Consider the following 13,655-nt stretch of genomic DNA (forward strand, 5'->3'; position numbering starts at 1 on the left):
GGTACGCTACATCAGTACGCCGCTTACGAGAACTTCCTTTATCTTTGGCTGAGAATGAGTATTCTACGATCGCATGGGTGTACTTGACGGACAGACCGCGTTCATTCTGGGCGCCTCGGCCGGAATCGCTCAGGCGAGCGCCCGGCTGTTGGCCGCCGACGGTGCCACGCTATACCTGCTCGGTAGGTCGAGCACGCGCCTGGAAGCGACCCGCGAGGGCATCCTCGCCGTAGCTCCGGAGGCCGAAATCGTGCTCCAGAAGGGCGATCCGCAGGACGAGGCGACCGTCGCGGCAGCCGCCCAGTCGGCCTTTGACGTCAACGGGCGGCTGGACATCGTCCTCGGTACGGTGGCCGTCGGGGGCACAGGTCCGTTGATCGAGCAGGACCTTGAGACCTTCACCAACTTCGTCATGGGCAATCTGCGGTCCAATTTCCTGGCGATGCGCTACTCGGCGCCGCTGATGACGAACGGCGGGTCGATCGTGTTCATCTCGTCGACGTCGTCGAAGATCCCGATGGAGGGACTGGGGCACTACTCGGCCGGCAAGGCCGCGCTCGAGATGATGATCCGGGTGGCGGCATCCGAACTCGGGCCGAAAGGAATTCGCGTCAACGCCGTCCGGCCGGGCTTGACCGAGGCGGCGACGACTCAGGGTTACATCCACCTAGAGGAGCTGACGAAAAGCTTTCTGGAGCGAGTTCCGTTGGGCCGGCTTGGGGTATCCGACGATATCGCGCCCGGCGTTCGGTATCTCGCAGGTCCCGAGTCCAGTTGGATGACGGGGCAGAGTTTCGCGATCGACGGTGGCAACGAGGTACGGGGTGCGCCGCGTGGCCCGATGTTCACCGTTTAGCTGAAATCCAATGCGTCGCGGGGCGCGGTGATCGGCAGATCCAGCGAGGTGGCGATGCCCGGGGCGGCATCGACAACGTACGGGATGGCGTTGACCACGCGCATGGCTGTCGCCTCCATGGCATCGTCGTTCGCTGACTTCGCGGTCGGTTCGGTACCAAAACGAAGATCGCAGTGGATGTGTGGCTCGCCCTCGATGATGATGCGGTAAGTGCCGTGCGGCGCCGACGCCCATTCGGGTGCGAGATCGGGGGCCATGCGGTTGATGTGTTCGATGGTGATCACCGGATGGCCGTTGACCACCCCGGTCGTCTCGGCGCGCACCGCCCCACACGTGCCGGCAGGGATCAACCCGCACGCCACGTGGAGGTCGCGTGGCGTGATCGCCCGCTCGTAACGTTCGGTCACCTCGTCGAGCTCGACGCCAAGGGCTCGTGCCACCAGACCTATCGGTGGTCCCCAGGCGAACCGCTGTGCGCCTTCCAGCTCGAGCAGCGGCGTGAAGTCCAACGGACGACCGAAGCCCATCGCGTCGAACATCGAGTACTCATTGGGGTAGGCCGAGTAATCGATGATCTCCTGCGCGCGGACCGATCGGATGGTGTTGGACAGGGTCGACAGCATGACGGCGAACTGATCGCCGGCGAAACCCGGTTCGATACCCGAGGTGTATATCGTGACGCCGCCGGCGAGCGCCGCCGCGCGCACTTGATCTGCCAGATCGGGAATCCATCTGTCGGGAAACATCATTCCCGGTGTGTTGGTCGTGACGACGTTGATGCCGGCCTTCAGAAAACGGACATAGTCGGGGACTGCGGCCGCATCCATGTCGGCGCCCAAAGCCGCGTAGACCACGCAGTCCGGCCTGAGCTTGATGATGTCGTCGAGGTCGGATGTGGTCGTCACGCCGATGGGGCCAAGGCCGACGATCTCACCGGCATCGCGGCCCGTCTTCTCGGGACTGTGCACCCACACCCCGACCAGGTCGAGGTGTGCTCGGCGGTGAATCGCCCGCACCGCGATGCTGCCCACACCGCCTGTCGATATGACCGCTACGCGTAACACTTTGTCTGGCACGGGCCTTGCTCCTTCGCTCGGTGCTTCTTGGCTACAGATCGGGGATCGGAAGCGATGAATTCGGCCCTTAGCGGGCGGACAACAGCCCGCTGAGCTGCCGCGCCAATTCCGACTTCTTCACCTTCCCGGTCGCGGTGAAAGGGAGGTCCTGTTTTGTGGTGACCCAGATGAACTTCGGCACCTTGTACGCCGAGAGGCGCGCGCGCAGTTGCTCTCGCAGAGATTCGCCATTGAGTGTCGATTCGCCTCGGGGCACCACCGCCGCGGCGACCACCGTCCCGTTATCGCTCTCGGCGCCGACCACGTACGCCTCGAGTACGCCGTCGCACTCGGCCAGTGCCAGTTCGACTTCGCCGGGTGTGACGTTGGTGCCACCGCCCGTCTTGATCAGGTCGCCCAAGCGTCCGGTGAACCTGATCCAACCGTCGTCGTACTCGACGCCGCAGTCGCCGGTCCGGTAGTAGCCGTCCGGGGTGAACACCTCTTCCCGCTCGCGCTTGTGCAAGCGTTGCATCAACGAGTACCCGCGAACCCATATTTCGCCTTGCGCGCCAACGGGCGCCGGCTGTCCGGTGTCGGGGTCGGCGATCAGATGGTGCAGCCCTTCAATTGGTGGGCCGCCGATTTCGGACCGATCGGGCGACTGCGGCAGATACGGGTCGATGCCCAGGTGATTGCCGCACAGCTCGCTCATTCCCAGGCCGCTCGAGCCCTTGGGCTGACGCTCCGGTGGCACCATCGCCGGCATGCTGGTGCGGTGCACCGAACTCAGATCGCGTGTGGCGAAGTCGGGATGTTCGGCCAGCGCCTTGCCCTGCTGCGGCCAGCCCAGCGCGATGGTCGCGTGGTGGCGCTCCATGAGTTCCAACGCCTCTGCCGCGTCGAACGCGGGCTGGGTGACCAGGGTCGCGCCGTGGTGGATCACCGCGTGCAATCCGGTGATCAGCCCGCCTACCCAGAAGAAGGGCATGGAGGTGAACATCACGTCGTCCTGGGTGACGGCGTACATGAACGTGAGGTTGTAGGTGTGGCGGACCAGTGTGCCCTGGCTGTGCACGGGTCCCTTGGGGTCGCCTGTGCTGCCTGAGGTGTAGATGATCATCGCGTCATCGGCCGGTGTTACACACGATTCGACGTCAACCAGAAAGTCGGTGTCGCGAAGCGACATCGGGCGATCGGCCTCGATCGTCGTCGTCCAGGCGCGATCGGATGCTGCTCCCCACACCGCGACCGTCCGCAGGAACGGGGCTCCGCGAACCGCGATGCGGTCCGGCTCGCGCTCATCGGCCAATCCCGGCAGCGCCTCCTCAAGGAGGGCGAGGAAGTCCTGATTGCGGAATCGCGACCAGGCGAGGATCGTCTTCAGGTCGGCATGACGCGCAGTCCAGGCCAGTTCGGACGCCCTGTAGAACGTGTTGAGTGGAACGGCCACCGCCCCAATACGTGTGGTGGCAAACCAGGCCAGCGCCCAGTCGACGCTGTTGGGCATCAGGATTCCGACATGATCGCCCTTGCCGATGCCCTGCGCCAACAGGGCAGTCGCCAGTGCAGCCGAGCGCCGATCGAGATCGGCATAGGTCAATACCTGGCCGTCGGCGATAAGGAAAGCCTTGTCTCCGAAGCGTGCTGCACTAAATCTCACCAGTGCGGGAATCGTGGGTGAGATCTTCGGAAAGGGCATGAGCGCAGGATAGTAGGATTTCCGGAAAACGGTAACACCGGTTCTCAACCACCGGCCTCCGCTTACAATATCCGCCATGGCCACAGAACTGCGGAGCGCGATGGCCGGCGACAGATTGGACCGTGTCGAATCGAACCTCGCGATCAGTCAGCTGCCCAGCAAATATGCGATGGCCCTCGACGCCCGCGATCTCGACACGCTGGTGGCGTTGTTCGTCGACGATGTGGACGCAGGCGCGGAGGGCCGTGGCAGGGATGCGTTGAAATGTTGGTATGACCGTGTGCTTCGGCGGTTCTACCGCAGCATCCACCTGATCTGCGGCCACCAGTTTGACTTCGTCGACGCCGAGCACGCGATCGGATCGGTCTACTGCCGCGCCGAACACGAAGACGGTGATGGATGGTACGTGATCACGATGCGATATGACGACGTCTACGAGCGCCGCGATGGCCAGTGGTGTTTCGTGAAGCGGCGGGAGCATCCCTGGTACTCAGTCGATGTGACGGAGCGCCCGGGGCCGGAGTTCATGCGCTGGCCGGCTGACATTCCGTTGCGCGCCGCCATGCCCCAACGCATGCCGACTTGGCAGGCATTTTGGGCCGAAGGGGATCCGGCGCTGCCCGAACGGCTGTCGGCACGTCCGTAGCACTAGGCCCGGGTTGCCTGTGGTCGGCGCGGTTTACAAAACCGCATAGAACTGACATTCTCAAACAATGCAAACAGGCGTTATCGCCGTTGCTGACCTGGTGGTGCGCTCGCACCCATCCCACCGCGACCAATGGAGGCCGTCATTTCCGTCGACAAAGTACTCAGCGGCGTGCGTGTGCTGGAGGTCGCCGCGTGGACCTTCGTGCCGTCGGCCGGCGCCGTCCTGGCGGAGTGGGGGGCCGAGGTCATCAAGGTCGAGCCGCGTGACGGCGGTGACCCGCAGCGTGGACTGGTCACGATGGGCATCGTCGACGAGGGCGGCGGCACGGTCAACTACATGATCGAGATACCCAATCGGGGGAAGAAGTCGATCGGCGTCGATCTCCGTACTCCCGGCGGCCAAGAGGTTATCCGCAAGCTGGCCGCGACCTGCGATGTGTTCCTCACCAGCTATCTGCCCAGCCGGCGCAAGAAAATGGGCATCGACGTCGACGACATCAGAGCCGCTAACCCCAGCATCGTGTACGTCCGCGGGTCGGGCCACGGTCCGAAGGGGCCCGATGCCGACAAACCCGGCTATGACGGAGTCTCCTACTGGGCGCGCGGCGGAATCGCAACCATGCTTACCGAAGACGGTGACGAGCTGGTCCGCTCCCGGCCGGCCTTCGGAGACCTGCTCGGAGGCATGACGATCGCGGGCGGGATCGCGGCCGCGCTGTACAAGAAGGCCACCACCGGCCAGGGGTCGGTCGTTGATGTTTCCCTCCTCGGGCTGGCGGCCTGGAACCTTAGCCCCGATGTCGCCGTGAGCCAGATCCACGGCGGCACATCCATTCCGAAGTACAGCCACGCCGACGCACCCAATCCCTTGGTGGGAACCTATCGCACCAAGGATGACCGCTACGTCCAGCTGATGATGCTGCAACTCGAGAAGTTCTACCCTGAAGCCATGCGCGCGATCGGCCTGCCCCAACTGATCGATGACGAGCGATTCGCTGATGCGGCAACGCGATTCGCCCACCGAGCGGAACTCATTGCATTGATGGACAACGCGTTTGCCCAACGCACACTCGCCGAATGGCGAGAAGCGCTCGCAGATCTTTCCGGCGCCTGGGGCGTGGTGCAGACGCCGGGGGAGCTGTGTCACGACCCGGCGGTGACCGCGAATGGCTATATCGCCAGAACCGCAACGATGAATGGTGCGTCGTACTCGCTGCCCACCAATCCCGTCCAGTTCGACGAACAGGCCGTTGTCCCGCCGGGGGCGCCCGAGCACGGCCAGCACACCGAAGAACTGTTGATGGAGGCAGGCTTCGACTGGGACACGATCGAGGGTTACAAGGAGACCGGAGCGATCCTATGAGCGCGACGACGTCACACGAAGTCGCTCGTTCGCGATTGCCTGCTCACGATTGCCGGTCCCGCCAAGGGATTCGCGAGTACGCCAGGTGCCGCCCCTACGACCTCGGGTATGGAGTTGACCGCAGCCAGCGCTGTCACCGCGACACCCGGATTGACCCGATCCGAGGCCGATTGCTCGAAGTACAGCTCCAAACACATGCTGGGCCGTCCCTCGACCCGGATGACCATGCCACCTTGGTCGTCCCTCGACGGCCTCGGCCATCGCTGCGGCCAGGGTGTGGAACTCACCGTTGCGAAATACTGCACCGCGACCACTGGCCGACCATCGATGACGCCGGCGAGCTGCCAACGGTGCGCGCAAATCGTCCCTTCCGGAATCACGCTGATTGCCGTTTCCAGATCCGTTGGTGCGAGCAACGTTTCCCAATCCAGTTCAACTCCGTCTAGCTCCAGACCGAGGATGTCGGCGATGTAGCGCACCACGGTCTCCCAATCGTGGTTAACCTTGCCCGACGCGATTCGAGCGGGCACGTGCCCGTCTGGCTTTCCAAACCCCATGGATTCGTGCAGGACATCCCAAATGGGATAGGACTTGTCGAGGTCGATCGCGTATTCGTCCATCCGATAGGACTCGATGACTCCGGCGCCGGCAAGCAGGGCGGTAGGGATGTTAAGGCTGATGAAACCCGGCTCGGCGCCGGTGGCGTAGAAAGTCGAATTACCCTTTGCCGCTGCGGCTTCTACGGCCGCGCGCCACTCCGGCGGCGCCGCAGGCGGGTAGACCATCGGGATCGTCGAGATCGTCACAACGTTGATCCCCGCCTCGAGGTAGGTGACGATGTCGGCAATTGCATCGTTCTCGCGCCGGACGGCCGTGGCACAGTAGGTAACACAGTCCGGCGTGAGAGCCAGCACCGCGTCGAGGTCGTCGGTTGCCGATATACCGACATCCGCTCCGCCACACAGGCGACCCGCGTCGACTCCGGCCTTCTCGGCCGTGGAAACTTTGACACCGACGAGTTCCAGCGCCGGATCATTGATGATTGCCCGGAGTGCCTCCTTCCCGGTCAGTCCCGTACCTACGTGAACAACGCGATACCTTCCAGATTTCTCAATTGCCACCGTTCAATCTCCTATGTGCGTTGTGCCAGGAGCCGACGTCGTCGTGCTCCACGGTTACGGCGGATCATTGCGCTACCGCACGCACGGGTACGCGTCCCCAACCGAAGACATTCGGCATCTTGACCCGTTGCAGGCCCGCGACGTCTACCTCGAACTCGGGGATCAAGTCCAACAGGACATCGATGGCAATGCGGCCCTCCATGCGCGCCAGTGCCGCGCCGAGACAGCTGTGTATTCCGTAGCCGAATCCGAGGTTGTGGCCGGAGTGCCGACGATAGATGTCGAAGCGATCGGCATCGACGAACGCACGCTCGTCCCTGGTGGCCGAACCATTGATGAGCATCACCGGCCTGTGCTTGGGTATCACTGTGCCATGAAGCTCGACATCGACTTTGCTCCAACGGATGTCGTATTGCGATGGTCCCTCGTAACGCAGCAGCTCTTCGAAGGCGGCGGGGATGAGGCTTCGGTCTCGCCTTAGTGCCTGCCATTGGTCCTGGTGTCGGGCAAACACCACTGCGGCGCTGGCGACCAGCTTGGTCACCGTCTCGGCGCCCGCACCGCCGAGCATCGACGCAAAGGCCGAAATCTCCGTGTCGTCAAGGCGGGTCATGGTGCCGTCATCGCGTTCGACCTCGACCTGGGTGAGCCGCGAAATCATGTCGTCTTGCGGGTTGGCGCGTTTCTCGACGACAAGGTCGTAGTAATACCTCCACATGGTCACCGCCGACTCGCGGCCGTGCGGCGTCGTGCTGATGTTTCCCGGCTCGCGTTCCAGCAGCGCATCGAGCCAGTGCCGGATCTGCTGGCGACCGTCCGGCGGCACCCCCAGCATCGTGGTGATGATCTCGACGGGGAACAGCGCCGAGAAGTCCTCGACCATGTCGAACGACGTGACATCGATGGTCTGCGCGATTGTTTCGATCACATTCCGGATCATCGGCTCGAGCTTGGCGATTGCACGGGGGGTGAATACCTTGTTCACCAGCGACCGCATTCTGGTGTGCTGCGGAGGGTCCATCATGATGATCACCCCGTGCGGGACCATCGCGTCAGGATCGATGAAATGATCGAGGGTCACTCCCTTCGCCGAGGAATATGTTTCGTGATCACGCATCGCGGGCGCGACATCCTCATAGCGGGAAAGGGCCCAGAAGTCGTACTGCGTGCTGTGGTAGACCGGCGCCCGATCGCGTAGTTGGCGGTAAGTCTCGAACGGATCGTTGAAGAATTCATCCGAGAAGGGATCGAAGTGAACGGATCCCGGAGACGTGCGGGATTGATCGTTCATTCCCCTCCTTTACGTTTACATGTGCGCCACGTGATCTTGAGTCATGTGGCCGGTCAGTTCAGCGGTCGTAGTCTCTGTGCGCTAGTGCGCGTAAACACCTCTTCACAATATTAAGAATAGAGCTTCTCACGTAATAGCGCGGGCCGGCCTCGCCCTCGATTGACCTTGTCCTTCACATGATCTGACGAATCACGAACACCCCTGGCTGGAGCGCTAGGCCCCCACGCCGCCCTCCTTCAGGAAGTTGATGGTGTACTCCTGGCTCGTCAGCCCGTCGGGCTCGAGCCCGATCAGCGCCAGCAACGATTTCCACTCGGCCGAGTCGACAAACCAGTCCCAGCGCGAGATACGCCCCTTCTCGTCGGTCCAGATATAGTCCCATTCCCGCAGTTCCAACCGGGTCCCGTCGGGAAGTGTCCCCGCATAGGTGTCGCAGGAGGAGAAGCCCCAATCGCCAGCCACACATTCGAATGGGCTGATCAGCCGGTAGTCCGGCATGTGTTTCCACCACATGCGCCACTCCGGGGTGAGAATATCGCCGTCCGGCGCATACTTGGCGATGGCGGCCGCGACCTCGTCGGAGAGCATATCGGTGGCCGACTGCGGGACACCGTCGTTAAACAGGGGACTCATCATCACGGAATCGGGTGCCCAGATGAACTCTTCGCCGAACGAGACATGACGGCCGCGCTCAATCGGTTTTGCATAGCCCTCCCACTTCGCGAAGGCAATCCTTTCGTGTAGCGCCACGCGGTCCCGGGTCATCTCATGTCCTTTCGGCTAGTGCAGCTCGGCGAATCTCTTTAAATAGGGCCATGCGATCGCGGGCGGTATCCCGCCGCATAACGGCGAGAGGTTGAAGACTTCACCTGCGGCAATGCGTTCTCGCGCTTCGTCGACCGACAGAATCACGTGTGACGACGTTTTGCGAAGCTCGTCGATGGTCGTGGCGGTGGTGATGTTGGCAGACACGGCGTTGTCGGGGTTCCACTCCGAGTAGGCCATTGCGTCGTGCAGGAGGTACTTGCCGATCTCGTCCCACGCCGCGTCGACGTCGTCGGCGACGAAGCAGTTGGTCGCCGCGTCACGGTCGGGGATGAGGACGAAGCCGGGCTCGAACCCGTTGTCGCGGCACGCTTTTTCGTAGGCATCTCGCATTCCGGGCACTCCGCCGTTGGCAAGCAACCCGAGACCGTTGCGTCCAGCACGCCGGGCGGCCGCCAGGCTGGCACCGCCCCAGCACATCATGGGACCTTCCGGCGTGCGCGGTCGTGGGGTGACCTTCATTCGCCTGCCGCCGCGTTCGATCTCTTCGCCGGCAAGGAGGCGGCGTAGGACGCCGAGCTTCTCGTCCGCCAGCCTCCCGCGGTCGGACATAGAGAGTCCGAAGTGGTCGTATTCCTCGGCGCGATATCCGATTCCGAATACGTAGGTGGCTCTGCCCGCGCTGATGTGATCCAGCACGGCCATGTCCTCGGCCAGCCGTGCCGGATCGTAGAAGGGCAGCAAAATCGTCAGGTTCAGCATCAGTTGCTTCGTGCGAGCGGCAATGGCCGCGCCGAGCAGCAACGGGGACGGCAGGTAACCGTCGTCTGCGCAGTGGTGTTCGCACAGTACGACGGCGATACAGCCATGCTGCTCGGCCCATGCCGACATCTCACTGGCCGCGGCATACAACTCGGCGGCCGGCGCTCCGATGGAGGGCGCTCGCATGTCGAAGCGAAGGGTGAACATAGCCCTGTCTAATCCAGTTGCCGTGCGTCGGAACCCATGACTTCGGCACTTGCCTGCATGATTAGACGAACCACTTCGTTGCGTGACATGGACTTGAAAAGTTCAGACGCCATCCGGACGTCATCGCCCGTGGCGATCGTCGGTCCGTTGCCAAGGTTGGCGAATGCCTCATCCACCACGCTCGCCGCGGTCACCGCACCCGGGGGAATCTCGTCGACAGATTTGAGTCGGCCGCGCTCGAGCTCCAGTTGCCGCAGAGCCGGTGTGTCGGTCATGCCGAGGACCAGACCCAGGACGTCGACACCCTTGTCGTGCAACTCCGCCCACAGCCCCTCAGTGAAAACCATGTCGAAGGCCTTGGTTCCTCCGTATGCCACCATGTTTCGGCCACCGGCCAGCGCAGCACCCGAAGTAAAGTTCACGATGCCGCCTCGTCCTCGCTCAACCATGAGGCCCGCGTAGTGGTGACACAACCGCATCAGCACCAGGCAGTTGCGTTGCAGCAGGGCTTCGGCTGCCGATACCGGATTGGCAAGAAAGGGTTGGTAATTCGGATCCCCGCCAGCGCAGTAGACCAGCATGCCGACCTCGAGGTCGGCGGTGGCGTCGATGATGGACTGCGAAGCGTCGGCCTCGGTGAGGTCGATGGCGAGCGTCCGAGTTTCGGCACCGGTGCGCTCGTGGATTGCATCGGCTACCGTGTCGAGAAGGTGCTGGCGACGAGCGACGAGCGCAACGTTCACTCCTTCCTGTGCCAGCCGCTCGGCGAACAGCGCGCCGCATCCGTCGGACGCGCCGACGATCAACGCCCACGGTCCGTATCTCTGTGCGATGTCACCCATGGGCGCCCGCCACTGCAGCGAGCCGAACCGAGGTGTAGGTACGACGGTCGATCCGCCAACCGTCCGGCGTCCGTACGGCGTGGTCGTCGTAGTAACCGACGGGGTTCGCGCCCGAGCCGTCCTCCATCAGGATCAGTGCGTCGACGTAGGTGCGGATCGTCGCGGTGTCGGTGTCTATTGCTATGGCCTGGTTGGTCATTCGATGGATCGTGTGCGCCGCGCCGGCGTGGGCTGCCTCCATAAACTGTGCCACCTCTGCGCCACCGGTCCACTGGCCGACCACACCGTAGTCGACGCGCGCATCGTCGGTGAAAACCGTCGTGAGAAGCGAGTATTGCCGGCTGTCGATTGCCGTTGCGTACCGGACCGTGAGGTCGAAAACGTCGTCGCGGTCCGACATCAGAGCTCACCGTTCGGGTGGATCACGACGCGGGGTGGCCCTTCGGACCGCCGCGCCGCCTCCAGCGCCGCGGGCACCTCGTCCAGACCGATGATCTTGCCGACGCTGGGCAGTGGGTCCAGCTTCCCCTCGACCACCGCGTCCAAAACGCCGTACCAGTCCTGCGGTAGCGGCCCACCACCGAACTGCAGAGTGAGACCGTTTCGGGTGGCTGCGGTGATGTCGAGGGTGTCGCCGGTGTACCAACCACCCGCGCAGTAGATGCGCGACGAGAACTCCGCCTCCGCGACAATCGTGTCGATAAGACCCGCAGCACCAACGCATTCGAATACCACGGCGGAGCCGGCCAAGTGGCGTTCGGCGCGAACCTTGCGGAAGACCTCGAACACCGACTGCTGTGCCGGGTCGACCAGAACGTGCGCGCCGAACCCCGTGTGGGCCAGTTCGCGTCGGTCGGCGCTGAAGTCGGACACGATGATCGGATCAACCCCGCGCGCGCTCAACGCAGCGACCGCGGACAGCCCGATGGCACCCGCGCCCAGGACGATCGGGATCTCGCCGGGCTGCACGTTCGAGGCGCGGACGTAGAACTCGCCGACGGCGAAGGCGTCGACGACAGCGACCGCATCGCTGGACACCGCGCCGTCTATCACCTTCGCCGTTGCCTGTGGTACGACGAGCAACTCACCGAAACTGCCCTGGGCCTCGGGGTGCTGTCCGATGATGCGTAAACCGCCGGCACCGCCGTCAACCAACCGGATAGGCATCGACGTCACCCTGGCCCCGATCGGGAAGGCATCGCTACATCCGGGGCCATGGCCGATCACCTCGCCCACGAACTCGTGCCCCATGACGATGTCGCGGTCGGGGTCGTAGAGCGAGCGGCCCGTCGGATCGTCGATCGCCAACTCGGGATGGTCCATGTAGTGCACATCGGACGCGCAGATCGCGGTGCTGAGCGTCCTGAGCAGCAGGTCACCCTGCCCGGGGATGGGATCGGCCGTCTCGCGAACCGTAAGCTCACCGCCCCGCAGCACCACGGCACGCACTGGCTCTCACATCCTCATGGGATAATCTCTACTATTAGAGAAAGTTCTATCCGATTACTGAGTCGACCGTAGAATGCGGCGCGAAGGGAGTCAAGATGCGCGGAGTCGCCTCAGCGCCGGCCGAGCGTGTCCTCGATGTCGTTGAGTTGCTCAGCCGGCCGGAAAGTGGCGGGCACCGCTTTTCCGACGTCGCTCGCGAACTCGGCCTTTCTCAGGCGACGGCGCACTCCATACTCAAGACTCTCTGCGACCGCGGTTGGGCGACTAGGGATCCCAATTCCAAAAAGTTTGTCCTTGGCCTGACTGTGGCCCTCATCGCGGAGAGGTTCGAAGCCACGCGCCCACTTCAGGCCGTCGCTCGCGAGGCCATCCGCCGTCTCGCCGAGACGACGCATATGCCGGCCTCGGTAGTCGAGCGCACCGGAGATGAACTGGTGATTACCGCGTTCGAGACTCCTGACGGGTCAACTAAACCGGTCGCTTCCCACGAGCGAATCCCGTATGCCCCGCCGTTCGGGATCGCCTGCGCCGCTTGGGATATCCCAAGCGAACAAGAATCGTGGATTCAGCGCGGCGCGGCAGGGGATACGTCGCTGGCAGAGCGCCTTCGGACGGTTTTGGCTCAGACGCGAGACCGCGGTTATGACGTCGATTGGATGACCCCGGCGCTGGCGCAGGCGGCTCATGCGATCGAAACGTTGTCCAACGAGACAGTGCCCCACAATCTGCGCTCCGTCGTCGACCAACTGCGCGTCGAATTCATTTCGGCGAACTTGCTATCCGGCGACAGCGCACGCGGTGAGCTCCCGGTTGCCACAATCTCGGCGCCCGTCTTGGACGAGAGGGGCCATGTGCGACTCATTCTCGGATTCCACCCGCTACGCGTTATGACGATGAGCGAAATCCGTGCTGCGGCAAAACCGCTGCTGCGCGAGATCGACCGAGTGGGAGGCCACAGAGCGCCGTGAGCTATCCGCCGCTACCTCTTGCGTCGGTCATGGACGAATCCCCGCACGACGTACGCGCGGACGAAGTCGCCCACCGCAACGTCGTTAGCGTCGTGATAAGGCGACGGGGTTGTGAACAACGAGAACAAGATTCGCGCAAACCACTCCGATGCCGAGCGAATGTCGAGGTCGCTGCGCACCTCACCGGTCAGCCTCGCCGCCGAAATGTACGGCGCGAGAAATTCGCCACATTCGCGGAGGAGCGTCGACGCATTCTTCGTCAACATCAGGTCGACTTGTTCTTGGTCGAAATACAATTCGGATTCCACTAGTCGGCGGGCCTGGGTGACGAAAACGCCTGCCCGGACCAGTTTGTCCTCGAGGGTGCTGCCGCCGTCGCGCTCGATTGCCCTGGCCAGCTTGCGGTAGAAGCCCTGCGACGCCGCCTCCGCACTGGCCTCGACAATTGTTTCCTTGTCCCGGAAGTACTCGTAGAACGTGCTCCTGGACACCCCGGCGGCACGGGCGATGTCGACGATCGTCGTCTTTCGCAGCCCGTGCGTTCGGAAGCAGGTGAAGGCGGCAGAGATGAGCACCGCGCGGGTGTCGACGGCGGTCGCGCGGGTCATCAGGCTCCCTTGCATCGG

At 63.4% G+C, this 13,655-nt stretch carries 14 protein-coding genes; 4 read left to right on the plus strand and 10 right to left on the minus strand.

The window, feature by feature from the left end; all coding sequences use genetic code 11:
• Positions 1–73: 73 nt before the first annotated feature.
• Positions 74–856, plus strand: a complete 783-nt coding sequence (locus A5745_RS13010) for an SDR family NAD(P)-dependent oxidoreductase (RefSeq protein WP_076116389.1) — start codon at positions 74–76, stop codon at positions 854–856.
• Here the strand turns inward: A5745_RS13010 and A5745_RS13015 are convergent.
• Both A5745_RS13015 and A5745_RS13020 read right to left on the minus strand, forming a co-directional pair.
• Positions 853–1,932 carry a dihydrodipicolinate reductase gene (locus A5745_RS13015; protein ID WP_256385476.1) on the minus strand — a complete coding sequence of 360 codons (1,080 nt, stop codon included), beginning with the start codon at positions 1,930–1,932 and terminating at the stop codon, positions 853–855. The two genes, A5745_RS13010 and A5745_RS13015, sit on opposite strands and share 4 nt — an antisense overlap.
• A 67-nt stretch (positions 1,933–1,999) precedes the next feature.
• On the minus strand, positions 2,000–3,613 hold the full coding sequence (locus tag A5745_RS13020; RefSeq protein WP_076116394.1) for a class I adenylate-forming enzyme family protein: 1,614 nt from the start codon (positions 3,611–3,613) through the stop codon (positions 2,000–2,002).
• Positions 3,614–3,728: 115 nt separating this feature from the next.
• On the opposite strand from A5745_RS13020, the gene A5745_RS13025 reads away from it, so the two are divergent.
• Together A5745_RS13025 and A5745_RS13030 are read left to right on the plus strand one after the other, a co-directional pair.
• Positions 3,729–4,259 (plus strand): nuclear transport factor 2 family protein, encoded by a 531-nt coding sequence (locus A5745_RS13025; RefSeq protein ID WP_083662917.1) that lies wholly within the window; start codon positions 3,729–3,731, stop codon positions 4,257–4,259.
• Positions 4,260–4,391: 132 nt separating this feature from the next.
• Positions 4,392–5,624 (plus strand): CaiB/BaiF CoA-transferase family protein, encoded by a 1,233-nt coding sequence (locus A5745_RS13030; protein WP_076060540.1) that lies wholly within the window; start codon positions 4,392–4,394, stop codon positions 5,622–5,624.
• A gap of 11 nt (positions 5,625–5,635) precedes the next feature.
• Here A5745_RS13030 and A5745_RS13035 read toward each other — a convergent pair whose 3' ends face one another.
• From A5745_RS13035 to A5745_RS13065, 7 genes are all read right to left on the minus strand, one after another.
• Positions 5,636–6,745: a dihydrodipicolinate reductase gene (locus A5745_RS13035; protein ID WP_254848562.1), complete on the minus strand. Its 1,110-nt coding sequence runs from the start codon at positions 6,743–6,745 to the stop codon at positions 5,636–5,638.
• Between the two features lie 64 nt (positions 6,746–6,809).
• The gene (locus tag A5745_RS13040) at positions 6,810–8,036 is read right to left on the minus strand and encodes a cytochrome P450 (RefSeq protein WP_076116398.1); all 1,227 of its coding nucleotides are present in this window, start codon (positions 8,034–8,036) and stop codon (positions 6,810–6,812) included.
• A 213-nt stretch (positions 8,037–8,249) separates the two neighbouring features.
• Positions 8,250–8,801 carry a hypothetical protein gene (locus tag A5745_RS13045; RefSeq protein WP_076060544.1) on the minus strand — a complete coding sequence of 184 codons (552 nt, stop codon included), beginning with the start codon at positions 8,799–8,801 and terminating at the stop codon, positions 8,250–8,252.
• Positions 8,802–8,816: 15 nt separating this feature from the next.
• Positions 8,817–9,770 (minus strand): LLM class flavin-dependent oxidoreductase, encoded by a 954-nt coding sequence (locus tag A5745_RS13050; protein ID WP_076116400.1) that lies wholly within the window; start codon positions 9,768–9,770, stop codon positions 8,817–8,819.
• A gap of 8 nt (positions 9,771–9,778) precedes the next feature.
• A complete protein-coding gene (locus A5745_RS13055) occupies positions 9,779–10,612 on the minus strand; it encodes an SDR family oxidoreductase (RefSeq protein ID WP_076116402.1) in 834 nt (277 codons plus the stop codon).
• Positions 10,605–11,012: a nuclear transport factor 2 family protein gene (locus A5745_RS13060; protein WP_076060550.1), complete on the minus strand. Its 408-nt coding sequence runs from the start codon at positions 11,010–11,012 to the stop codon at positions 10,605–10,607. Before A5745_RS13060 ends, A5745_RS13055 begins: the two co-directional genes overlap by 8 nt.
• Positions 11,012–12,052 (minus strand): zinc-binding dehydrogenase, encoded by a 1,041-nt coding sequence (locus A5745_RS13065; RefSeq protein WP_076116509.1) that lies wholly within the window; start codon positions 12,050–12,052, stop codon positions 11,012–11,014. The genes A5745_RS13060 and A5745_RS13065 overlap by 1 nt, the downstream gene beginning before the upstream one ends.
• 104 nt (positions 12,053–12,156) lie before the next feature.
• Between A5745_RS13065 and A5745_RS13070 the strand changes: the two genes are divergently transcribed.
• Positions 12,157–13,029 carry a helix-turn-helix domain-containing protein gene (locus A5745_RS13070; protein ID WP_076116404.1) on the plus strand — a complete coding sequence of 291 codons (873 nt, stop codon included), beginning with the start codon at positions 12,157–12,159 and terminating at the stop codon, positions 13,027–13,029.
• An 11-nt stretch (positions 13,030–13,040) separates the two neighbouring features.
• Here A5745_RS13070 and A5745_RS13075 read toward each other — a convergent pair whose 3' ends face one another.
• Complete coding sequence (locus tag A5745_RS13075; RefSeq protein WP_076060553.1) at positions 13,041–13,637, minus strand: TetR/AcrR family transcriptional regulator; 597 nt, start codon at positions 13,635–13,637, stop codon at positions 13,041–13,043.
• Positions 13,638–13,655 lie beyond the last annotated feature (18 nt).

This window comes from Mycobacterium sp. IS-2888 (assembly GCF_001954215.1).
Taxonomy (GTDB): Bacteria; Actinomycetota; Actinomycetes; order Mycobacteriales; family Mycobacteriaceae; genus Mycobacterium.